Source organism: Coleofasciculus sp. H7-2, from assembly GCF_042747725.1.
Lineage (GTDB): Bacteria > Cyanobacteriota > Cyanobacteriia > Cyanobacteriales > FACHB-T130 > FACHB-T130.
Window position 1 is genome coordinate 104276 of record NZ_JBHZGO010000082.1, and the last position, 20731, is coordinate 125006.

The 20731-nt window shown below is 44.1% G+C and carries 23 protein-coding genes and 3 pseudogenes; 21 read left to right on the top strand and 5 right to left on the bottom strand.

The features are described 5' to 3' along the window. Positions 1–6: 6 nt before the first annotated feature. Positions 7–309: a type II toxin-antitoxin system HigB family toxin gene (locus ACFW2W_RS15870; RefSeq protein ID WP_378179904.1), complete on the bottom strand. Its 303-nt coding sequence runs from the start codon at positions 307–309 to the stop codon at positions 7–9. A 167-nt stretch (positions 310–476) separates the two neighbouring features. Between ACFW2W_RS15870 and ACFW2W_RS15875 the strand changes: the two genes are divergently transcribed. From ACFW2W_RS15875 to mazF, 8 genes and pseudogenes are all read left to right on the top strand, one after another. After that, a complete protein-coding gene (locus ACFW2W_RS15875; protein WP_378179907.1) occupies positions 477–1007 on the top strand; it encodes a methylated-DNA--[protein]-cysteine S-methyltransferase in 531 nt (176 codons plus the stop codon). 223 nt (positions 1008–1230) lie between these two features. Beyond that, on the top strand, positions 1231–1647 hold the full coding sequence (locus ACFW2W_RS15880; RefSeq protein ID WP_378179910.1) for an element excision factor XisH family protein: 417 nt from the start codon (positions 1231–1233) through the stop codon (positions 1645–1647). Further along, entirely contained in the window at positions 1635–1979 is a 345-nt protein-coding gene (locus ACFW2W_RS15885; protein ID WP_378179913.1) for a XisI protein, read from the top strand. Before ACFW2W_RS15880 ends, ACFW2W_RS15885 begins: the two co-directional genes overlap by 13 nt. Before the next feature lie 247 nt (positions 1980–2226). Beyond that, positions 2227–2463 (top strand): hypothetical protein, encoded by a 237-nt coding sequence (locus tag ACFW2W_RS15890; RefSeq protein ID WP_378179916.1) that lies wholly within the window; start codon positions 2227–2229, stop codon positions 2461–2463. Continuing rightward, positions 2463–2801, top strand: a pseudogene (locus ACFW2W_RS15895) (type II toxin-antitoxin system PemK/MazF family toxin). Before ACFW2W_RS15890 ends, ACFW2W_RS15895 begins: the two are co-directional and overlap by 1 nt. Before the next feature lie 37 nt (positions 2802–2838). Continuing rightward, the gene (locus ACFW2W_RS15900; protein WP_378179919.1) at positions 2839–2979 is read left to right on the top strand and encodes a hypothetical protein; all 141 of its coding nucleotides are present in this window, start codon (positions 2839–2841) and stop codon (positions 2977–2979) included. Positions 2980–3306: 327 nt separating this feature from the next. Then, positions 3307–3549, top strand: coding sequence for an AbrB/MazE/SpoVT family DNA-binding domain-containing protein (locus ACFW2W_RS15905; protein ID WP_378179922.1), 243 nt, complete (start codon positions 3307–3309; stop codon positions 3547–3549). After that, positions 3543–3890 (top strand): endoribonuclease MazF, encoded by a 348-nt coding sequence (gene mazF / locus ACFW2W_RS15910; RefSeq protein WP_378179925.1) that lies wholly within the window; start codon positions 3543–3545, stop codon positions 3888–3890. Before ACFW2W_RS15905 ends, mazF begins: the two co-directional genes overlap by 7 nt. Before the next feature lie 314 nt (positions 3891–4204). On the opposite strand, the gene ACFW2W_RS15915 is transcribed toward mazF, so the two are convergent. Then, positions 4205–4504 carry a P-II family nitrogen regulator gene (locus ACFW2W_RS15915; protein ID WP_378179928.1) on the bottom strand — a complete coding sequence of 100 codons (300 nt, stop codon included), beginning with the start codon at positions 4502–4504 and terminating at the stop codon, positions 4205–4207. A 580-nt stretch (positions 4505–5084) separates the two neighbouring features. Between ACFW2W_RS15915 and ACFW2W_RS15920 the strand changes: the two are divergent. The 10 genes and pseudogenes from ACFW2W_RS15920 (at position 5085) to ACFW2W_RS15965 (ending at position 13830) form a co-directional block, all read left to right on the top strand. Then, a pseudogene (locus ACFW2W_RS15920) lies at positions 5085–7283 on the top strand (FdhF/YdeP family oxidoreductase). Between the two features lie 414 nt (positions 7284–7697). Beyond that, complete coding sequence (locus ACFW2W_RS15925; protein WP_378179931.1) at positions 7698–7919, top strand: hypothetical protein; 222 nt, start codon at positions 7698–7700, stop codon at positions 7917–7919. An 85-nt stretch (positions 7920–8004) separates the two neighbouring features. Then, positions 8005–8250: a hypothetical protein gene (locus tag ACFW2W_RS15930; protein ID WP_378180010.1), complete on the top strand. Its 246-nt coding sequence runs from the start codon at positions 8005–8007 to the stop codon at positions 8248–8250. 291 nt (positions 8251–8541) lie between these two features. Further along, positions 8542–8766, top strand: coding sequence for a DUF433 domain-containing protein (locus ACFW2W_RS15935; protein ID WP_378179934.1), 225 nt, complete (start codon positions 8542–8544; stop codon positions 8764–8766). Next, on the top strand, positions 8763–9101 hold the full coding sequence (locus tag ACFW2W_RS15940; protein ID WP_378179937.1) for a DUF5615 family PIN-like protein: 339 nt from the start codon (positions 8763–8765) through the stop codon (positions 9099–9101). The genes ACFW2W_RS15935 and ACFW2W_RS15940 overlap by 4 nt, the downstream gene beginning before the upstream one ends. Before the next feature lie 280 nt (positions 9102–9381). Next, on the top strand, positions 9382–9966 hold the full coding sequence (locus ACFW2W_RS15945) for a YdeI family protein (RefSeq protein WP_378179940.1): 585 nt from the start codon (positions 9382–9384) through the stop codon (positions 9964–9966). Positions 9967–10018: 52 nt separating this feature from the next. Next, entirely contained in the window at positions 10019–10246 is a 228-nt protein-coding gene (locus tag ACFW2W_RS15950) for a hypothetical protein (protein ID WP_378179943.1), read from the top strand. Further along, positions 10243–11352 carry an S-(hydroxymethyl)glutathione dehydrogenase/class III alcohol dehydrogenase gene (locus ACFW2W_RS15955; RefSeq protein WP_378179946.1) on the top strand — a complete coding sequence of 370 codons (1110 nt, stop codon included), beginning with the start codon at positions 10243–10245 and terminating at the stop codon, positions 11350–11352. Before ACFW2W_RS15950 ends, ACFW2W_RS15955 begins: the two co-directional genes overlap by 4 nt. Positions 11353–11370: 18 nt before the next feature. Beyond that, on the top strand, positions 11371–12234 hold the full coding sequence (gene fghA, locus ACFW2W_RS15960; protein ID WP_378179948.1) for an S-formylglutathione hydrolase: 864 nt from the start codon (positions 11371–11373) through the stop codon (positions 12232–12234). A 627-nt stretch (positions 12235–12861) separates the two neighbouring features. Next, positions 12862–13830, top strand: coding sequence for a protochlorophyllide reductase (locus tag ACFW2W_RS15965; RefSeq protein WP_378179951.1), 969 nt, complete (start codon positions 12862–12864; stop codon positions 13828–13830). Positions 13831–14027: 197 nt separating this feature from the next. Here ACFW2W_RS15965 and ACFW2W_RS15970 read toward each other — a convergent pair whose 3' ends face one another. Continuing rightward, positions 14028–14723 (bottom strand): hypothetical protein, encoded by a 696-nt coding sequence (locus ACFW2W_RS15970; protein WP_378179953.1) that lies wholly within the window; start codon positions 14721–14723, stop codon positions 14028–14030. Positions 14724–15559: 836 nt separating this feature from the next. Here ACFW2W_RS15970 and ACFW2W_RS15975 point away from each other — a divergent pair. From ACFW2W_RS15975 to ACFW2W_RS15985, 3 genes and pseudogenes are all read left to right on the top strand, one after another. Beyond that, a complete protein-coding gene (locus ACFW2W_RS15975; RefSeq protein ID WP_378179956.1) occupies positions 15560–15928 on the top strand; it encodes a hypothetical protein in 369 nt (122 codons plus the stop codon). After that, positions 15925–17586 carry a hypothetical protein gene (locus ACFW2W_RS15980; protein ID WP_378179959.1) on the top strand — a complete coding sequence of 554 codons (1662 nt, stop codon included), beginning with the start codon at positions 15925–15927 and terminating at the stop codon, positions 17584–17586. Before ACFW2W_RS15975 ends, ACFW2W_RS15980 begins: the two co-directional genes overlap by 4 nt. 161 nt (positions 17587–17747) lie before the next feature. Further along, positions 17748–17930 (top strand): annotated as a pseudogene (locus tag ACFW2W_RS15985) (glutathione S-transferase N-terminal domain-containing protein); the annotation flags it as partial. A gap of 150 nt (positions 17931–18080) precedes the next feature. Here the strand turns inward: ACFW2W_RS15985 and ACFW2W_RS15990 are convergent. Then, a complete protein-coding gene (locus tag ACFW2W_RS15990; protein ID WP_378179962.1) occupies positions 18081–18656 on the bottom strand; it encodes a Uma2 family endonuclease in 576 nt (191 codons plus the stop codon). A 107-nt stretch (positions 18657–18763) separates the two neighbouring features. Continuing rightward, positions 18764–20275, bottom strand: coding sequence for an ArnT family glycosyltransferase (locus ACFW2W_RS15995; RefSeq protein ID WP_378179965.1), 1512 nt, complete (start codon positions 20273–20275; stop codon positions 18764–18766). Positions 20276–20731: the final 456 nt, after the last annotated feature.

Here is a 20731-nt window from a genome sequence, read left to right on the forward strand (position 1 = left end):
CTAGTGCTACGTGTACCAGAGGTCGTTTTTCCAGTCTTCTGTGTCGTATTCTGCATAGGTCAGGACATTGCGAATAAAAATTTTTTTGTACTTATAATCTACCAAAGCAATCAGGCGATAGTTATTACCACAGATGTTAAAAACGGTCAGATTTTTAACTTGATCGGCTGAAGGTAATATTACTCTAAGGTCTACAAAATTTTCCCACTGAGCCTCTTTTGTGTGGTCGTACCACAACTGAAGGCTCGTTTGAGAATTGGGGTGTTTTCCCCAAAAATCTTTGAGTCTTTTGTAGGTGATAATGTGCATGAGAGCCTTTTTACAGGCTTACTATAAGCAATTTGCGAAGTTAATGTCAAACAAACTGGTGAGAGCGATCGCATTCCCATTTATGCACAGATGTGAATTCATGCCAAAATTATATTTAGTGTTTCAGGCGATCGCGTTCTGGGAAATCTCAGCAAAAAGGAATTTATATGGTTTCTGATTCAATTTTCTATACCTACATGGATAGCCCTCTGGGACGTATCTTAATCGCGCAAAACTCAGTTGGGCTAGTGGCGATAGACTTTCAAGAAGGGCTGGCTGCAAAGTCTCCAGAAACTGCTTGGCATTTCCAAAAGAAGCTAAACGGTAACGCCGTCGATCAACTTCAGGCATATTTTAATGGCGAATTGCATCAATTCACGCTATCGCTTGCCCCCATAGGTACACTGTTTCAACAGCAAGTTTGGACAGCACTCCAGTCGATTCCTTACGGTCAAACGATATCTTATGGAGAACTGGCGAAAAAAATAGGATTGCCAACAGCAGCGCGTGCTGTTGGAGCAGCCAACGGGAAAAATCCTCTATGTATTATTGTGCCTTGTCACCGTGTTATCGGCAGCAACGGCACACTTACAGGTTTTAGAGGTGGAGTCCGTCTTAAAGAAGGTTTACTGGAACTTGAGCACAGACATAGTGCAAAACCTAGTCTGCAATTGACAATAGCTTTGAGCAACAGTTAAAGGCGCAATCGCCAGAATTGTTCTGTTTCTGGAAGACATTTTTTGATGCTACCTTTAATGATGCGATCGCCAATGCGAACCAGCATAACTACTTATGACAGGTAGGTTGCTTTGAAACTAGATAATATGGCGAACTTATTTGGAATTAGAACTTATTTTGTAGAATTTGCCAAGCTTGCATCAGTAGGTAAAGGGGCTATTGTTTCTAGCCTACAATTAGGTTATGCCTAGATTAGACATCATCCATGACGCTATAAAAAATGCGCTGATAAAGGATGGCTGGACAATTACAGACGATCCCTATGTCATTCAGTATCGAAGAACAACGTTATACGCCGATCTAGGTGCTGAACGTCCGATCGCAGCTGAACGGGATAGGCAAAAGCTTGTCGTTGAAGTGAAAAGCTTTCTTGGTGCATCAAAAATACAAGACTTAAAAGAAACTCTCGGTCAGTACGATATTTACCGTTATCTTCTGGAGGAAACAGCACCAGACCGTAAACTTTATGTTGCTGTCAGTACAGTCGCTCATAACACCTTTTTCAAGCAAGATGTAATTCAACTCATTCTTAGTAGACATCAGCTTCCACTCATTGTCGTAAATATAGAGACAGAGGAAATTACGCAATGGATAAATTAACTGAGTATCCCAAGCTGATTAAACAGATATTGTTTGAGTATGTAGAATTGTGCAACCGCAGTCCCGATAGAGAAATCGAGACATTCTTGATTGTGGATGAACCAAAGGGACATTATATCTGGATGAACCTTGGTTGGCAGAACGGCGATCGCATTGCTGGCATGACCGTCTATGTTCGTATTCGTGATGGTAAGTTTTGGATCGAAGAAGATTGGACTGAAGATGGCATTGCTACTGACCTAGTTCGTGCAGGTGTCCCCAAAGAAGATATTGTGTTAGCATTCCACGAGCCTAAGATGCGACAGTATACAGACTTTGCAGTTGCATCATAGCGGTGCAGGCTAATACATTGATGGAGCCGGAGGAGCGATATTGGTGGGGTTGCAAAGGCGATGCGCTAAGGCGTGTTTATTTGGGAAAAATGCTCAGTTTTGTGTTCATTTGATGCTCAGTAATTGTGGTTTATGTTCATGCTTGCGCTCGAAGCATTCTAGTATAAGCTTTTAGCAAATTACTCCCGCCCAACAAAGTATAAATTTGGTATAACTAAAGTGTGTCAACTACTTGAGGAGTCAGCCCTTGAAAACCGCTATTTCTCTTACTGACCCAATTTTTGAAGAAGCTGAGGCACTTGCTCAACAGTTGGGTATGTCTCGGAGTGAACTCTACACGAAAGCATTGAAAGCATATTTGAAGCGATATAACCGAGAGCGAATGTTATCGCAACTAAACGAGGTTTACTCTCAAGAGTCATCAGAATTAGACCCAGTAATGGTAAAAATGCAGTTTATGTCTCTACCGCATGAGGATTGGTAGTGTATCGCGGAGAGATTTAATGGGCAAATTTACCTGACCCAATGGGTTCAGAACCTGGCTATCGTAGACCAGTCCTAATTATTCAGGATGATACATTCACCCAAAGTCGTCTTAGGACGGTAATAGTTGTTATTATCACTTCCAATATAAAACTTGCGATCGCACCGGGCAATGTTTTATTATCCCGTGATACCACGGGTTTATCCAGAGATTCTGTTGCAAATGTCTCCCAGATATTCACTGTGGACAAAGCATTTTTGACTGAGCGTATTGGTTCATTACCAGTGAGTTTGCAAGAAGAGGTAGATGAAGGTTTACGAGCAGTTCTATACCTTTGATGATTAAGGTTCTTCAACTACGACCTGAATCGCTCAAGTGCGAATCAGGATATCATCGACGACAGGACTAGCGATCGCACAGGGAATTTTTATCCGCAGAAACCAGTTAGATAGCAGTGAGCCTGAAGCAGAAATGAGCGATTCTGCTTCGCCGGGGAGGAAGCGATCGCAATCTTGAATATTCCGCAGACCACGCTAGTTTAAGAATATCGTGTTGGGGAGGAAGCGATCGCTACTTGCACTATCAGAATTTCCCTTGCTTAAAAGTGACCGACGAGCAATTTCTTCAATTGTCATGGCAAATCCTGAATGTCATCTATCCGAAGTTAAGATGTCAGAAGGTAATTTGTAGGACAATACCACAAGGGGTTTTGGCTGGAAGTGGCTTTGAAGCATAATGCTTGTCAAACATCTGTTTCCTCGCTATAGTGTAGATACTCTGTATATACCTAATTATAGGAAAGCTGAGTATAGAGATCGGTTTCGCTAGATGGAGATTCAGACTATGGCTGCAACTGTTGCAAAGTGGGGAAACAGTCTTGCTGTTCGGATTCCACAGAATTTAGCCAAGGAAATCCATTTAGCTGAAGGGGCTGAGATAGATATTAGTGTGGTAGATGGAACTCTAGTAATTAAGCCCAGAAGTCGAAAGCGTTACTCGCTTGATGAGCTTATTAAGGGAATCACACCGGAGAATCTTCACGCTGAAATTGATAGTGGAATAGCTGTAGGAAATGAAGTTTGGTAGTACAAGCAAATTTGTATATTCCCAGCCGAGGACATATCGTTTACTTGGACTACGATCCGACAAAGGGGCACGAACAGAGGGGTCATAGACCAGCTTTTGTAATCTCGCCTCTTGCTTATAACCAGAAAAGCTCCCTGGCTTTGTTCATGCCTATCACAAAACAACAAAAAGGGTATCCTTTTGAAGTTCTCTTGCCATCTGGATTGAAGATTCAGGGGGTTATTCTTGCAGACCAGATCAAGTGTTTAGACTGGAAAGCTCGTGGTGTTCAATTTGTCGAGTCCGTGCCAGAAAGTGTGATTGAGGAAGTACAAGCAAAAATTGAGCCACTGTTGCTGTAACAAGCATTCAATAGAAGGGTTGGAGACAAGTAAAAAGCACCGTGTATGCTCAAAACTCTTGATTCATGCTGCTGACAAAGTTACAACAATGGTTGGTTCACCTCAATTCAGAATTCCTTGTTACCTAGATATTACCAATGAGCAATTTATGCAAATGGTTAAGGAAAATTCCGAATTGAGGATGGAATCAAACTACTCAGGGAGAATCAAGTGTCATGGCACCTACACAGTAGCGATCGCTTAGGCTGGTTAATCGCTCCGAGAACTCGACAAGTTAAAATCTATCGCCCCAGTCAGATTTTAGATTCAATTATTTAATCAAACAAACCTTCTATCTTTTGACGAAAGGCAATTAAGGCATGATTGATCGAGAACTCCTTCAGGTCTTCTAGCAATTGGTCTGATATCTCTTTTGTCACAATGGTTTTGACTTCAATGTTGGTGTTATAGCCAGCGATATCTCCCATGCGTCTACCGTGACTACCAGCGCCCTTGGCTGGAATAATCGTGTAGCCAGAAGCACCCAATGTGCTGAGTAACTTAACTAGGCGATCTTGCAATACCGTTTCGCAAATGATCGTGACGAGATAGCCCTGGCTGTGAGAAGTGGTCATAAAAATTTTAGGAACTGTTGTTTACTCATTATTCCACGGCGCAGTTGCAGGCTGGGGGAAGGCACCTAACAATCTGCTTAAGGATAGAGAAGCACAAAGCTACGATTGAAGTGATTAGAAGATGTTTAAGAAGCTAGTTTTCTAGTAAAAAAGATAGACTCATATCTTGCACCTGGCGGTTTCAACCGCTCAGCGACAGCGGGCACACAAACGAAACCTGACGAGAGCAGGTTACAAAACCCTTAATTTTCGGGTAATCCGCGCTGGCGGACTTAGACAGATCGACCTCTCCCCCAGCCCCTCCCCGATGCGGAGAGGGGAGGAAGACTCTGGTTCCCCCAACCCTTGTAGGGAAGGGGGCTAGGGGGTTAGGTCTAGGCGTACCGCACTCAAGTAAGAACCGCTATAGCTCCAAAATTCTATTCTGAGGGCTTGGTGCAAGATAGATTAAGAGGGATAGAAGGCATTCCAGGCTGACGGATGAGTGGCGCTGCATTCAAGAGGAAGCTGTATGGACGCAGACATTAAAACAGAAGACGCAACTAAAGCAACTAGCGATCGCTCTAGCAATATTCCAGAAATGGGGGGCGGTTTGCCCGTCGTGCAATATTGGGCAGAACATACGCTGTCACCGTCAGGGCCAAAACTGTGGCAAACGTTGTTGCATAAAAGTGCTTGCTTGTCCTGTGCTTGGGGAACGGGGGGACAAAAGGGCGGCTTCGCAAACGAATTGGGCGAAACGATGCAACGCTGCGCCAAAAGCGTAGAGGCAATTTCCGCCGAACTGCAACCACCTGTCTCAAACCATTTCTTCGAGCGCCACAGTATCGCCGAACTCCAGCAGTTGACTTCCTTAGAAGCGGATCGCCTCGGTCGTCTCAGTTTTCCCGTCATTCTGCGCGAGGGCAAATCTCATTACGAGCGGATTTCCTGGGATGAGATTTACGAGATTGGCGAAGCTGGCTTTCGCAAGTCGCCGGAGCGAGTCGCCTCCTATAGTTCCGGGCGCTCGTCGAATGAAGCGGCTTATCTGCTGCAACTGATGATGCGATTGCTGGGGTCGAATAATTTGGCAGATTGCTCGGATTTGTGCCACGTTCCCTCGACGGTGGGACTGAAGAAAATGTTTGGCTCTGGCACCTCAATGGTCAGTCTGGATAGCTTGAAAAAGGCAGACTGCGTGGTGTTGATTGGGTCGAATGCGCCTGCTAACCATCCGCGCTTGATGAATGAACTGATTGAGTTGCGCGATAGCGGTGGCAAAGTTATTGTCGTTAATCCAGTAATTGAAGTGGGGTTGGTCAAGTTTGCTTCCCCAGCGTTTCCCCTCAAGTCGCTATTTTCTGGCTCGGAGATTTCCTCACTTTATCTGCAACCGATTCCCGGTAGCGATGTGGCGCTATTTATCGGCATCCAAAAAGCGCTAATTGAACGCAACTTAATTCAAACAGATTATCTTTGCGCTCACGCTGAGGGTTGGGAAGCAGTTGTCGATTATGCTAACTCTATTTCCTGGAATGCGATCGCCCAAACTTGCGGTGTTTCCCAACAGGAAATCGAAGTCGCCGCAGAAATAATCGCCGCTTCCAAAGGTGTTGTATTCGCCTGGGCGATGGGTGCAACCCAGCACGACAACGGAGTCGATAACATCTATGCGATCGCCAACACGGCTCTGCTGACAGGCAATGCGGGCAAAGAGGGTGGCGGTACGATGCCCATCCGGGGACACTCCAACGTCCAGGGTTTTGGCTCGATGGGTGTGACAGTCCAACTCAAAAAAGAGATTCAAGAAGCGCTAGAGAAATTGCTGGGGCGATCGCTCAACCGCAACCCTGGATATCGCGCCCGCGACTTAATTGATGCGGCTGATGCAGGCAAAGTAGATACGTTGATTTGCCTGGGTGGTAATCTGTATGCGGCGAACCCTGACTTGATGCAGGCAAAGCGTGCTTTAGGCAATATTGAAACGATTATTTACCTTGCTACTAAACCGAATCTAGGACACTTTCACGGATTAGCCAATAAAAATACCATCATCATTCCCGTATTTAATCGCTTTGAAAATCCGCACCAAACTACGACGGAATCGGGCAACAACTTTGTGCGGCTGAATGATGTTGGTAAAACCCATCTTAAGGATGCGGATTTGATTTCGGAGGTGGAATTTCTCACGGAATTAGCGCATCGGATTCTTGGCAGCGATCCGGTGGATTGGCGCAAACTTCAAGATACCAAATATGTCCGCCAACTAATTGGCAAAACGATTCCTGGCTTTGAGCAGATGGCGACAATTGATGAAACCAAGGAAGAGTTTACGATCGCCGGACGCATTTTCAAGTCACCCAAATTTGCTACACCGTCCGGTAAAGCTAATATGTTTGTTACGCCATTACCAGAATTGCATTTACCGGAGGCAAAAGAGTTTGGAGTGCCAGAATCTACCCCTAGCATTATATTAGCATTGATGACGGGACGCAGCTACTCGCAACACAATACGGTAGTTTACAAACCAGGCGACAAATATCGGGGAATGCCGCACCGCAACTGTATTTTAATGAATCCATCCGATGCAAAATAAGTAGGATGGCAAGAGCATCAGCGAGTGACGGTGCAGGGTGATGCAGGTAAGTTAGAGAATGTTGAAATTATCTTTGGTGCTGTGCGTCAGGGAGCAGCGATGATGTTTTATCCCGAAGTTAACGTCATCTTTAAAGCCCGGATAGATAAGCAGTCTGGGATACCTGCGTTTAAGCGAGTTCCGGTTGTAGTTTACGCCTGATAGCAGGAGAGCGATCGCTAATGCGAATCAGCATATCATCGACAGCATTGGATAATAGGAAGATGTAGACGACTTCCAGCGCGATCGCTAAAGGATTTTCAACGGCATGGTGATACTCGCTATCATTATGAATAATTGTTGAGGAAACATCACTTGAATTGGGAAAACAAACGAAATGGGATTAACATACCGCATTAAGGTGGGTTCGTAGGATAAACAGTATCAATATGGAGCCAACTCCAGACCAACTTAGGGAATTATATTTAATTGCACGTGAGTTAACCGCACAATTGAGATGTTATATTCGGTTAGTTGATTTGCTACCCAATGGAGAGTTATGTATTGTAATTCAGCCTAGAGACTTCCCAAGCCAACGGATGATTATTTACATCGAGCCTAATGGAGACAGAAGATATGTCTGAGAGCTTGAAAAAGCAATTGCAGCAGCTAAGTAATGAGGAGTTACTCGATTTTGCCCTAGAACACTTAGGGCAGGAGCATGAGTCTGTGCGGCAGTCAGCTTTGCAAGAACATTTTATCAGAGTCAAAGATGCAGCAAGTACAGTTATAGCGCCACCTGGAGATGTTCGATATTTAAGGTTAAAGCTATCTCAACTAACACAACACACTACCTAACCAATAGAAGCAATCTTCCGCCTAAACATGACCCCTCAAGAACTGAGAGTCTGTATTTTGGGCTATTGAGAGGATGATGATAAAGATGGAAAATAATCTGCGATCGCAATATGACTTAAAAAGCCTAAGAGTCAGAAAGTTAGGTTCCCAAAGAAAGAGTTTTGGGGGGACAATCGTTCGCTTAGAACCTGATGTCGCAGAAATGTTTCCCAATGCCGATGCAGTTAATGAAGCTCTACGATTTCTGATGAGAGTTATGCAGGAAAAACAGCCTCCTGCTGCTATAATAGATCCTAAAAATGCGTTGGAGCAGACTGACAAAAGCCTTTAGTAGGAATGAGCGCGATCGCTTGCGAATCAGCATATTATCATCTGCTGATACTGCATTAGGTTTTTCATGGAGTTTGATGTCTGTTTCTACCGTTCGCAGCTACAGTTTGAGGTCAGTTCCAAAGCGGTAGTTTCTGACGCTTAACTAGCGTGGAGATGCAGAGCAAGAAAGTGTTTTGGTACTAACCTAATGGGTGACATTAAAGCGATCGCATATTGAGAGTTTCTTGATTTGCAAGTTGAACAAACGCGATCCACACTGAAATTATGACTCATCTCGGAGTGAAATCGGATGCCAGATTTGCTTGACAGAATTACAGTTAATCCGAAGCAGTGTGGTGGTCGTCCCTGTATTCGGGGTATGAGAATTCGAGTATCAGATGTGCTGGACTTGTTAGCGGCGGGTTTGAGTGCCGAACAAATCTTGGAGGAAATGCCTGACCTTGAAATGGAGGATCTGAAGGCAGCACTCACCTACGCGGCGCGTAAACTCGATCATCCAGTTCTGGTGGCATGACGATTTGGGTAGATGCACAACTGTCGCCAGCGATCGCACCCTGGATCGCGAATACATTTGGGGTGACAGCAGTCGCCTTGCGCGATATTGGTCTGAGAGATGCTGAAGATTATGAGATTTTCGAGGCAGCGAAAGCGCAAGGAGCGATCGTTATAACAAAGGACAGAGATTTTGTTGATTTAGTCGATCGTTTTGGTTCGCCGCCACAAATTATCTGGTTGACGTGTGGCAATACATCAAATGCGCGGTTGCGAGAGATTTTGAGTGCAACATTGCCGGAAGCTTTAGAGCTTTTGCGAACAGGCGAGATGTTAGTGGAGATTAGCGGGGATTAGTCCATCAACCGAAGGACTGGCGATCGCACCTTTGAAGCTCTTACAACCCCTCTTCGGGTAATGTGACTGGTGCAAGATGTCAGTTCAAAGGCTTACGAGTAAGCTTTAGCTTGACATAGCTTCTCGCTCTCGAAATTTATTTCCTCCTCTCCTTGCGTCAGCGCCATTCATCCTAAGTCCGGCAAGTGGAGGCATTAGGCTGCGTTCGGTTATCGGTAAGGACGGTATATTGAAGTTATTTGTTAATGTTTAGGGTTCAGATTGTCTGCCATCTTCTGTGATGCCGAAATTTGATGACCAACTAGAAACTATTTATGCCAGCGATCGCACATATTGGCGGGAATGGTTGGAAAAAAACCATCGCACCTCGCCCGGTATATGGTTGATTTACTACAAAGTCAAAAGCGGTAAACCGAGCGTTCGATACAACGAAGCCGTCAAAGAAGCCTTATGCTTTGGCTGGATTGACAGTAAAGTCAAATCCTTGGACGAAGAGCGTTATATGCAAATCTTTACGCCTCGAAAACTAAAAAGCGTATGGTCAAAATTGAATAAACAATATATTGAAGAAATCATCGAACAAGGATTGATGACTGAAGTAGGTTTTAAAAAGATTGATGCTGCGAAACAAGACGGCTCGTGGACTGCGTTAGACGAGATCGAAGCATTGACTATTCCGATGGATTTAAAGCAAGCCTTGGAAGCAAACGAAGCAGCAAACCGGAATTTTGAGACGTTTAGTAATTCATTAAAGAAGAATATTTTGTTTTGGATTAATAGTGCAAAACGTCCAGAGACGAGGTTGAAGAGAATTGAGCAAACTATAAGTTCAGCAGCGCAGAACAGAAATCCATTGATACGATAACGAGACTTGTTTTTTGCACAACCGCAGCCTAATCTACTCGCTCCACAGGTGGATGTCAAACTCGCGCTTGGGCATCGACGACAGAAGTGGCGATCGCATTGGGCGGAGAAATCTTCATCCTCATCTCTCCGGCGATCGCAAAGGGATTTTTGAAACTTCTGGGTCACTTTCACCCGCGAAACCAACGGCGATCGCTAAAGTAAGAATTACAGCTCTCGCTATCTATGGCAAAGTTCGGGATGATAGGGTGCTAGGCAACATTGGCAGGAAGTCACTATGAAAACACGCGCAGCGATCGCTCTTGATGCTGGCAAGCCCTTAGAAATTGAAGAAATTGACCTGGAAGGACCAAAAGCCGGAGAGGTTATGGTTCGGATTGTTGCCACAGGCGTTTGCCACACGGATGCATTTACGCTGTCTGGTAAAGATCCGGAGGGCATTTTCCCAACTATTTTGGGGCATGAAGGCGGCGGTATTGTCGAGGAAGTGGGTGCTGGCGTCACCAGCGTGCAACCGGGCGATCACGTAATTCCGCTGTACACGCCAGAGTGCGGGCAATGCAAGTTTTGTCTATCTGGAAAAACCAATCTGTGTCAGGCAATTCGCGTCACGCAAGGCAAAGGATTGATGCCCGATGGAACCAGCCGATTTAGCAAAAACGGTGAAACTATCTATCACTACATGGGCACCAGTACGTTCAGCGAATACACTGTATTGCCCGAAATTGCGATCGCTAAAATCAACAAAAATGCGCCGTTAGAAAAAGTCTGTCTGTTAGGATGTGGCGTTACCACAGGCATTGGTGCTGTATTGAACACGGCAAAAGTGGAACCAGGCTCAACGGTTGCAGTGTTTGGTTTAGGGGGAATTGGGTTAAGCGTCGTTCAGGGAGCCGTAATGGCTCAAGCAGGGCGGATTATTGGCATAGATATCAATCCCAGCAAGTTTGAACTGGCAATGCAGTTAGGCGCAACGGAATGCATCAATCCCAAAGACTACAACCAGCCAATTCAGCAAGTGATTGTCGAACTCACGGATGGCGGTGCTGATTATACATTTGAGTGCATCGGCAATGTCAATTTGATGCGGGCTGCCCTTGAAGCTTGCCATAAAGGTTGGGGAGAATCAACGATTATTGGGGTTGCGGGTGCAGGAGAAGAAATTAGCACTCGTCCATTCCAACTGGTTACGGGGCGCGTGTGGCGGGGTTCTGCCTTTGGAGGAGTCAAAGGGCGATCGCAACTCCCCGGCTATGTAGAAAGGTATCTCGCAGGCGAAATTCAGATCGATCCGTTCATTACTCAGACGATGCCATTAGAGGAAATTAACACGGCGTTTGATCTAATGCACGCGGGTAAGAGTATTCGTTCTGTCATTCTCTACTAGAGACTTAGTTTATCAGTCATGAACCAACCCGTCCCTACAAACCTCACCTTAGTCAGCCGCAACCGGAGTTTTGGTGGCTGGCAATCTGTCTACCGGCATCACTCTGCCGTACTTGAGAGCGAGATGAATTTTGGCGTATATCTTCCTCCCCAGGCTGAAACGCAATCTTGCCCGGTACTCTATTGGTTGAGTGGATTAACCTGCACAGAACAAAATTTCATCAGTAAAGCAGGTTCGCAGCAATTTGCGGCTCAGTACGGTGTAATTGTGGTTGCTCCCGATACCAGTCCGCGCGGCTGTAATGTCCCTGGAGAGGAAGATAGTTGGGACTTGGGAACAGGTGCGGGATTCTATGTCAATGCCACGCAAATGCCTTGGGCAAAGCATTATCGGATGTATGATTATGTAGTTTCAGAATTACCGGAAGCGATCGCTGCTAACTTCCCTGTAATGGCAATTCGGGGTATTTTCGGACATTCAATGGGCGGATATGGTGCCTTAGCGATCGCCCTGAAAAATCCCGGAATGTTTAAAAGTGTCTCCGCCTTTTCTCCAATTGTTACCCCAAGCCTTGTCCCTTGGGGACAAAAAGCATTTCAGAATTATTTGGGCGACAATAAATCTGACTGGCTAGCTTACGATCCGATGCATTTAATTAAATCTGCTCAAGAAAGATTGCCCATTTTGATCGATCAGGGAGATGCAGATCAATTTCTAGGCGAACAATTGCAACCCGACATTTTTGCCCAAGCTTGTGCAGAGGTAAATCATCCCCTCACTCTCCGCAAACAACCCGGTTACGATCACAGTTACTATTTCATTGCCTCATTTATCCGCGATCATTTCGCTCACCACGCGGCTACTTTGGCTCAACCAGGCTGATGCCGATGCATTAGCGACTGACCCAGTGTTGTCTTTAGCTGCGCCTGAAAATCGAGATTTAGGAGTGGTTATGGCTCTGCGGAAACCCAATACGGTTCAGTTAGCGCCAAAAATCTTTTAGCCCAGTAGCTCAGTAGGTTGGGTTGAGCAACGAAACCCAACATTTTTAGGATTTGGTTGGGTTGAGGAACGAAACCCAACCTACAATTTTCCTTAACTGCGGCTGAAAATCGAGATTTAGGAATGGTTAAGGCTCTGGGGAAACCTCCTCAACGATTTGAGTTGACCCCTTATTTGGGTTTATTGCCTGCTTTTACGTGACATTTATGCTTATATTTTTAACTTGTTCAGGGACGTGAGATCCTAGCTCAGTAGCAACGAAACCCAACCAAATCCTAAAAATGTTGGGTTTCGTTCCTCAACCCAACCTACAATTTTCCTTAACTGCGGCTGAAAATCGAGATTTAGGAATGGTTAAGGCTCTGGGGAAACCTCCTCAACGATTTGAGTTGACCCCTTATTTGGGTTTATTGCCTGCTTTTACGTGACATTTATGCTTATGTTTTTAACTTGTTCAGGGACGTGAGATCCTAGAGAAAGTGAATATGGTCAATAGAGTCTCACAGAATGGAACAGAATCGTAAGCCAACGGTTGTAATCACGGGTGCCTCCTCAGGGGTTGGTTTGTACGGTGCAAAAGCGCTTGCCAAAAGGGGATGGCACGTAGTCATGGCTTGTCGGGATTTGGAGAAGGGGCAAAAAGCTGCCGAAATGGTGGAAATCCCCCAAGACAGCTACACCCTCATGCAAATTGACCTAGCCTCTTTAGAGAGCGTTCGCCAGTTTGTGAATAACTTCAGAGCCAGCGGCAAGTCCCTGGACGCTTTGGTGTGCAACGCCGCAGTTTATCTACCTTTATTAAAAGAACCAATGCGGAGCGCCGAAGGTTATGAACTGAGCGTCGCGACGAATCACTTGGGTCATTTCCTCTTGTGCAACCTGATGTTGGAGGATCTGAAAAAGTCCTCTTATCCAGATCGCAGACTCGTGATTTTGGGAACCGTGACAGCCAATCCGAAGGAGTTGGGTGGTAAGATTCCGATTCCAGCGCCTCCAGATTTAGGCAATCTCCAAGGCTTTGAAGCTGGTTTCAAAGAGCCAATTTCGATGATTAACGGCAAGAAGTTTAAACCCGGCAAAGCGTACAAAGATAGCAAACTTTGCAATGTTTTGACCATGCGGGAACTGCATCGGCGCTATCATTCTGCAACAGGCATCACCTTCAACTCTCTCTATCCCGGATGCGTTGCAGATACACCTCTGTTCCGCAACCACTATCCTCTGTTTCGGAAAATCTTCCCGCTGTTCCAAAAGAACATTACCGGGGGATACGTGTCTCAAGAGCTAGCAGGGGAAAGGGTTGGCGCGATCGTTGCCGATCCTGAATACAAGGAATCTGGGATGTATTGGAGTTGGGGAAATCGCCAGAAACCCGGTCGTCAGTCTTTTGTGCAAGAGGTTTCTGACGAAGCTAGCGATGATAACAAAGCTCAAAAGCTGTGGGATTTGAGCGCCAAGTTAGTTGGAGTCGCGTAACGTAGGCTGGGTGTTACCATCCGTACAAACTTGTCTTCACGATTGAATTGATCTATAGAGTGTCGAGTGCTTGATTGTCATTCTTTCGGTGGGTATTTTACCCGACACAGGAAATAGCCTCAAAGTTATTCGCTTTGAGGCTATTCTCATCCAAACCGTTAATTGAAGTAGGACGATCGCGGCTTTTTTATCGCTAGTTACTGACCAGAAGCCTCCGGACTATCGGCAGCAGGGTTTTGTTGACTGCTGGATGTGGGATCTGTTGCACTCGATTCGTCTTGAGCCGGAGTGCGATCGCTCTCACTTTCGGACTGTGTGGGAGCAGTTTGTGTAGAAGGTGCTTGTTGAGCCTCAGGCTGCTTTGGCTCAGCTTTGGGCACAGTAATGTTGATGTTAGGTGCCGGAGCTTGCTGTTGAGGTGCTGGAGCTTGCTGTTGAGGAACTGGAACAAGAACATCCCTGGTTCTTTCAATGATCGTGGTTTCTTTTTTAGGAGCTTGTTTCGCTTCCGGAGCTGGCTTCGCATCCGGAGCTGGCTTCGCATCTGGTTTTTGAGGAACCACAATATTTGGGATAACTGGAGTGGGTGCCTCATTCCGTTGGTTTAAAAAGAACAAAGCCCCAGCAGTCAAGCCCACCAGCGAAGTCAGGAGCAAGCCAATTACCAAGCCACTCGCCGCATTGTTGTTATCCCGAACAGCTAAATTCTCTTCTTGGTAGCTGCGCTCGGAGACTCGACCGCTAACGTAACCATCCTGGTAGGAGTCAGAGTTAGGCTTAGCAAAGCCATTATTAACTGTTCTTTCTGTTTTCGTTACGTTGGTGTGAGTATGACCGTTAGCGTCATTGTAAGAATCCTGACGAACTTCACGGTAATCATTTTGATTAGCCATAGCTGTTGATAAACTCCCAAAAAAATGTAAATAAATTAGAACTTTGAAAGTCTGTATGCGTGAAGCACTTTCTTTCAAAAAAGAATTCTTAGCTTTGTTGTAGTTTGATTTGCTACTTCCGCTTGAATTGTTTTCAGAATAACTTCTGCGATCGCACCAACGGCTCTATCTCAAGAGTGTATTGTTATTTATATCAAAGGGCTGACTGTTCCATAACTGCTACAAGTTATTAGGGAAAGCCGATCAATATAGAATAAGCTTAGTAAAACGAAGCTACTTTCAATTAAAAGGCTATCTTTACTAAAACTTTATTTTTTAATGGGCTATCTTCACTCAATATTTATAGGTAAAAGCAACTACCTATGCTAAGTATTCATTCGTTTGTCGTCATGGACGTTCATAGATAAATGGCGCTGACATCAGGAGAAATCCGAGAATTGATAGGTAAGAGCATCGCCTGTTTAGCTCAGATAAAAGAGCGGGTGATCGCTTGGGGTTGGTGATGATGGGTTTCGTGCCTCAACCCATCCTACGGGAGTGAAGCGACCGCACTAGGATGAATTTTTGCAAAGAATTGAGAAGTACGATCGCACTCCTCTCTATTCTAGGCACCAGAATAGAGAGGACAATATTCTATCAAAAAGACAGATAAATTGGCACTCGGCATAAAGTTAAAATTAAGAGCAGAATTGACTCTTGAGCATAAGAAAAAATGGACTGGCGAGAATACATTCATTCTGACCCCAAAATCCTGTACACAACAAACTTGATGAAGAATTGTCGGTTTGTTTGTGACGATATGTACTTAGTCAATTAGCCAGGTTTGAGGGGTTGATATGTCTAGTTCGCAAGCACCATATCCATATCGTGGGAGAGTACAAGCTCAAGGGGAAGATATCCAGCAAGATGGTGGCTACAGCCACCCTTGGGCACAAAACAACCCTGTTACCGATCAAGATGGCTTATCATTTCTTGCTAAGATTGAAGGACAGTGCAGTGAGCCTCAAAAAGCACTACGCAAAATCCCCTTTGCTAAAGCTAGACGTTTTGTTAAGCAGGCGAGTGAGCAAGGTGGTGTCGGGCCTGAAACGCAGCCCCACTCATTTCAAGATCCTAAGCGTGATAGGCGTAAGTATAACAGTGTTCGTGTTGACATTGAGATTGTGAGTGGTCTCACCTTTGTCCCTTTGAAAAAAGTAGAATGACAACTATCCTTGCCACGGTAAAGCAATTTTTAGACTCCGACAATACCGACGGAGCCAGAGAAGAAGTTGCAAAAACTCTCAGTAACCTGAAAGCAGCGGATGCCAGTATTCGAGATTTTGCTGCACTACTTGCTCTGGGATCGCAGAACGCTTTAGAAATAGGCTTAGGAGCATTGGGACGTGAACTTCTTAAGAGAGATCGGGAAGTCAATATTGACGCAATCTGGGTACTTCTCGCAGCAGTATTATCAAGAGCAGACATCACTGCTAATAGTCCATCAAGAATCAGTATTCTTGGGCTTACCTGTTATGTGGAGAATTGGGAATTACCTATTTTTGCCATACTTACTCCTGCACTAGACTCTTTTTTTAAGATGAGCCTTTCTGAAGGAAGTCAACTTATTGCTGAACAAACTCTAGATTTCATCGCCACTTGGGGAGAGAGTTATGCAAAAGCTCCTCGTACAAAGAAGCAACTTAGAGAGCTTAAATCTCTTACTAAGTCGGTGCTGGATAAGGTAGATGATTTGGAGCTAAAAGACGAATGGGCGGAAGGATTGAATACATTCTTTCAATCAGCAGATGATATGAAATATTCTGATGAACGTATTTGGTCTGCGGCGGGTGAATTGCTAAGAAAAATTGATACTAATAAAATCTTGAATTCTGATATAGGCTCAAAAGAATCTTCAAGGACAAAAGAGAATATATCTCGACTAATTACTTCATCTCTTGCAGCACTTGGAACAATCCTTGGCGGTGATGGTCTATCAGTTGTCGTTCGGATTGCTGCTAAACCTAAAGAGAACAACTTTTGGTCAGTCGGTGCTAGTGCAATTGACAAGTTAGAGCGCTTATTTCAGGAAGTTGCAGATATGTTAAAAATAAAAGAACCTCCTACATTTACACCTGTACATGGATTACAAGGTTCATGGATACAGATTCTTCATATAAGTCTCAATTCTAATCAATCAACGTCGCTTGCAACGGCTATCAAATCTCTTTCCTCAACAGAATATCAAGAGAATGAAACCAACTCATCTCTGGCTAATAGCTGGCGAGAGTGCGTAACAAGACTCAAAGAAGACGATCTTCGAGTAGATCTAGCTGTTTCTACTAATGAGCCAGAATTGCGCTTTGTTAGATCTATCTCTACAGAAGATATAGATATTCTCAGTTTTGAAGAGCCTCTTCAGCACAATATTAGGGTTCTCTCTCGTGACGTTCCCCAGGCTGATAACCTTGAACGAGTTTTAGATTTCGCATCCCTATTGATTCAATATCCATCGTCTCTACCAACTATCCGACAAAATTTCTTAGAGACAGATGATATTACCAACAGATCCTTTTCTTACTATCGAAGAGCAGTAGAAATTCTTGGTCTTGCAGATGAACGTGGGCGACCAACCACCACCTGTTTTATGCTTAACCGTCTGTCAAGAGAAGCAAAAATGAGATTCCTGGCTTACCAATTTATATCATCAAACGTTGGGGCGGCATGGTTTAACTGGCAAGATGCACACAATCTTTCAGAGATTCGACCTGAGACAGCGGCTGAGTTCTTAATGGAAGTGTGTCCGTCACTTTCAGAAGATACAGTTAAACGACGTGCTCAGACACTAAAATCTTGGCTAAAGATATTTCTTGAATACTGGTAAGAGGAGGAAGTAAATTTCAACAAAATTCCGCTTTCTGAATTAGCCTTGTATACCTATGCTACAATCCTTCGCAATGCGTCAGCGATCGCATCCTCTCCAACCACCCACAAACTCAGCCTCCAGAGGTGACAATCAAGCTATAACTAGCGAAGGATAAAGTCATGGCTGAAGTAGAAATCTATAGCGCAACCGTGTGTCCTTATGCCCATCGGACGCGGCTGACGCTTCTTGAGAAGGGTGTAGACTTTAAACTAACCGAGATTGATTTGCACAATAAGCCAGAGTGGTTTGCGGATGTCTCGCCTTATGGCAAAGTTCCAGTAATTAAACACGGTAGCGATCGCGACTCAGTGCAAGGCATCAAACACACCGCAGACTTCTACATCGAGCAATATATACAATATGCCAATAACACCGCTTCCGGTATCACCGCCCAGGAAATGCGGCAAAATTGAAATTTGTCAAGTTAAAAGACATTGAAACAGAGCGATCGCTTAATTCAAAATCTGCGTCAAATCCAGCACAAATCCAGGTAAAACATCCTCACCTGACAAGCTAGTTGGAGATTGCAATACCTCGACATCCTGCGCTTGGCGATAAATTTCCACCCGTTGATTTTGAGGATCGATTAGCCAGCCCAAACGCACACCGTTATCAATATATTCCTGCATTTTGCGTTGCGCTGTCTTTAAGCTGTCAGTAGCAGAGCGCAATTCTACAGCAAAATCGGGAGCCATTGGGAGAAATCTTTCCGGATCTGGGTTCAGGGCTTCTAATCGTTCCCGCGACACCCAGGAAGCATCAGGAGAACGGTTTGCACCATTGGGAAGCTTGTAACCTGTTGAAGAGTCAAAAGCCAACCCTGTACCATCTGCGTCTGTCCAATTGCCTAAACGTTGCGTCAGTCTCCCATTGCGGTTTCCGCTTCCCCATCCCGTCGGTGGCATAATAATTAATTCTGCTTCAGCCGTGCGCTCAAGACGCAAATCCCGGTTATTCAGACACAGTTGGAAGAACTGCTCATCTGTTAACTCAATGGCGGGGCTTAAATTTAGGATAAGGGCAGTCATCGGTTGCCTTTCGACTCGCTAATAGTAAGGTAGCACGGAAAAAAAAAGAAAGCGATCGCGTCCGGGAATCCACTATCATCTCTTTTAGATCAACAGTCGCAATTTTCCTACCTGGAAGATTCCTTCAATAAATAATGTTCCACCGTCCCTTTTTCATCTTCATAAGTTTTTGAGTAATTTTCGTCGAGATAAGTCCTGAATTGATTGTTATTCTTAAATGTTTGAATCCATCTTGCCAGGACAATTTGTTCGGGACGATATTTTTTCAAAACAGCAATGATATCATCGAAAGTTAAATTTCCCGATCGAAATCGTTTGTCTGACATGACGGCAATTTCCGGAGGAACCGGCAAACCCGCATAAAATGCGTAAATCGGACGATCTGTGAATATCCATTGAGTAGAATCCTTGTGTTTCAACACTAGATTCATAACTTCAAGACTTTTGGGTGGTTTTCCTTTAGGCTTAGCAGGAATCGCAATCATGGACACAATGAGAAGTGCTGTTGCTAAGATGGGAAAAATTAGCTTTTTGAAGTTTAGCGATTTTAGATTAGAATTCCACCCTTTTGGAAATAAATTAATTACTAAATCAACTCCATAGGCAGCTAACCAGCAGATGGGAATCGCCAGTAAAGGATAGTAGTGATACCAAACAGGTTTATGCTTGAGGAGAATTAGGCTAGCAGTCACCAGCCATGTTAAAGGAAAAATTCCTTCTCTTTGTTTTTTAAATAAAATTGCTAAACTACCGATAAACGCCAAAAACACATAGTCATAGTCTTGATGAAGAAAATAAGGTAAATTTTCAATATTATTAAAGTTTGTTGATTTATCTTGAACTCTCTCTCCCAAGTGTGCTTGAACTAGCTGTTCATAATTAAAAGCTTGAAAAACAAAACCAATCCCTAGATAACTAACTGCAAGAACAATTAACCATAAAATTAGGGGAGAGAAAACGGAAGACGAAAGAGAGTCTTTTAATTTACTTTTCTCCGGTTCTCGCCGTTTAAAATCTAGCAGATAAAAAAGCATTAAAGGAATCAGAAATATAGTAAATAGTTTCGTTTGCAAGGATACTGCTAGAACGGCTCCTGATAAAATAATGAAACGTTTACGAAGGTGCCGTTTGTAGAGAGTTAGCAAATAAATAGAGAGCATTGCCAGCGATAAAGAGGGAATACCAATCATCACGGAAATGCTGAGTCTAACAAATAGCCATGAAGTGAAGAGTAATAGTGTAGCGACAATAGCAGGTATTATTCCTAAAGAGAGGCGTAGAATTTGATAAAAAGACCAGATTAGAAGTGCTGAGAAGAGTATAACCAACAAGCGTGCAGCAAAAACTGAATATCCAAATATATTAAACCAGTACGATAATAAAACTGTGAATAGAGGTGGTTGATCGCTCCATATCTGCGTATATAGAGAAAAGCCTTGCGAGTATAAAAATGCCTTGATTAAGTTTAATCCCTCATCATAATCAAATTCAAAAGCTTGATAGACTGGTCTGATGACAAGTACAAAGCCAACATAGAGCGACATGATGAATAGGTGAAAAAAAACATTGTTAAATTTGCTCATAATTAGTAAAGTAACATTAAAATAGCCAGCAGTCATAGCAGAGAATTGGAAAAATTCCGCTATTGATTGGGGAAATAAAAGAAAGTTTATACATTGTTAAGCTACCGGAGAATTTATTAACTTAGACAAGTTCCCTCAACGGGATGAAATTACCAATCTGGGTCACTTAGCTGTTATACTCAGTTTGGCTCGACGTGAGAGATGCGAAGCTCGTGCATTCCGTGGCGCTAACTGATACGCTTGCGCGATTACTTTGGAGTTAGTTCTTCTCTTGAATCGCATTTCCACAAAAGTAGGTGTTTTGAGGTCTGTGTTACTTTTACCCAGCTTGTGTTTGAGTCAAGCCACCACTTTAGTTTTATACTTGTCCTTCCTCTGAAAATCAAAAGTGAGGAATTGTCAAAGTTTTTTGTCGGCGTGTCCGGTTGTTTGATTTATTACCTTACTTACCGATATACCTCGCGCCATCATTATGTTAACTTGTCACGAGTG